This is a genomic window from Pseudanabaena cinerea FACHB-1277 (assembly GCF_014696345.1).
Taxonomy (GTDB): domain Bacteria; phylum Cyanobacteriota; class Cyanobacteriia; order Pseudanabaenales; family Pseudanabaenaceae; genus Pseudanabaena; species Pseudanabaena cinerea.
Window position 1 is genome coordinate 1 of record NZ_JACJPY010000174.1, and the last position, 2,186, is coordinate 2,186.

1 protein-coding gene is annotated in these 2,186 nt (G+C 35.5%); it reads right to left on the bottom strand.

All coding sequences use genetic code 11. From position 1 onward, the window contains the following. Positions 1 to 77 precede the first annotated feature (77 nt). A complete protein-coding gene (locus H6F44_RS23855; protein WP_190353344.1) occupies positions 78 to 1,880 on the bottom strand; it encodes a sensor histidine kinase in 1,803 nt (600 codons plus the stop codon). Between the last annotated feature and the right edge of the window lie 306 nt (positions 1,881 to 2,186).

The window sequence follows — 2,186 nt, forward strand, 5'->3', positions numbered from 1 at the left end:
AATCCATGCAATGTTCCAAAGATCTTACGTTTGCGTACAGCTTTTCTTAATAATTCCCCATCGCTAAGTATTTCTACTTAGCGCAAACTTGGGATGCTCCCCTTATAGATGGGTTGATCTGATGCTAATCCTAATATTTTTTGCTGTAAGAAATGAGAATCATTAATAGTTGCTTGCCCTAATTTTGTTTTAATCAAAAACTTAAATGTTGTACCTTTACCTAATTCACTTTCGACCGTAATATCACCCCCCATTAACTGCACAAATTGACGACTAATCGCCAATCCTAATCCAGTTCCTTCCTGTGCCTCTCTTCCTGATTCTGTTTGTGCGAATGCCTCAAATAGCCTATTTAACTCCTGTGGCGCGATTCCCTTACCTGTATCTTTAATACTAAATTGCAAAGAGTGATTTTGCTCTTGATCCCCTTTTACTAAGGGGGGCTGGGGCGGATCATATCTAACGCTCAAAATTACTTCACCTTGTTGTGTAAATTTAATGGCATTGCCCAATATATTTAGTAAAATCTGGCGCAGTTTTGTGCCATCAGTATAAATATAACGGGGTAAATTTTCGCCACGATCAAATATTAGTTCTAAGCCAGCATTAAATGCTTTTAGATGCAGCATATCTTCTAAATCATTCAATAGCTGTTCTAGATCGACATCTTTCTGATTTAATGTTGTTTTTTGAGCTTCAATTTTGGCAAAATCTAAAACATTATTAATCAAAGTTAATAAATATTCGCCACTACGTTGAATAATTACTGCATTTTCATATTGTTCTTTTGGCAAGTTTTTTGCCCGTAACATTAACTGCGAAAATCCAATAATGGCATTTAATGGACTTCGTAATTCATGACTCATATTTGCAATAAATGCACTTTTAGATTGATTTGCTACTTCTGCCTTGTCTTTAGCAATTACCAATTCAGCAGTGCGTTCTTCCACTCGATTTTCTAGAGTCTCAAAGGATATTTGTAACTGATTTACCATGCTATCAAAAGAATTAGCGAGATTTGATATTTCTGTAATATTTTCATTCTTTGGCAAGTTATTTTCTTTCTGTGAATTTTGCCATTCCCCTAATGCCAAAGCTTCACTTGCCTGACTTAATCTTAAAATTGGTTTGGTAATCCATTGGGCTGTGAGAATGCCAAATATTGCAGCAATAACAAGAGTTAGACCACACAATCCAACTGTCAAATTGGCGTTTTTCTGGATACCTTCCATAAAATCAGTTTCAGGAATAATAATGATCGTTAACCAGTTTAAATTCTGTTTTGTAACTGGTGTGATCTGTACAAAATATCGCTGATTATCAATTGACAAATTAAGTTTTTGAATGTTTTTAATGTCTTCTAATTTGAATTTATCTGTTAAATATTGAGATGTTAAACGAATCAGTTGATTTTTACTCGCAGTTGCTTTTAATCTTCTAGAACTAACATTAACATTTTGAGCTAAATTATTGTTAGCACTACTCCTAAATGGTACTTCATTAATGGAATTGGCAATCATTTGCCCCTGTTTATCGATCAAAAATGCTTGCCCCGTTTTGCCAATTTTTAAACCTTGGAGAAAATATCCAAACTGAGTTAAATATAAACCAGAAGAAAGTACTCCCTGAAATTGTCCTTGGGCATCTTCAAATGGTAAACTATAAGCTGCGACTAAGAGTGGACGATCTTTACCTTGTGACAAACTGACAAAAATATTCCAAACCCCGCTCTTTGCATCTCTAATTGCCCCATACCAAGGCGTACCATTGGGAGGATCATTGTGAGGATTATAGTCCGTTCTTGTCTGTAATAACTTTTGAATTTTTCCTGTGAGATCGGCCTGATAACGATAAAAGTTTATGCCTTTTGAAGCATCCAAAATCCTAACAGTAAGATGTTCATCAGTAAGTCGAGAAACCTCTAGAAAGTCTCTTCTTTCATTAGAGATTAAAATATTCCCAATAGTTGGAAAGATTTGCAGTTGTTTGGCAAAGTGTGTTTGTAAGCTAGATAGATCTTGATGATCTAAAATTTCTTGGCGGGCGAGAGCCGCGTTAGTCTGTGTAATTTGTTCGGGTGCATTCCTGACGGGGCGACAAAAGATATGGGAAGTATGAGTAGATGGGGATTTGAGGATTTAAGATAAAAAAGATAGGTCAAGTCATAGTAAGTATGACCTATCTAG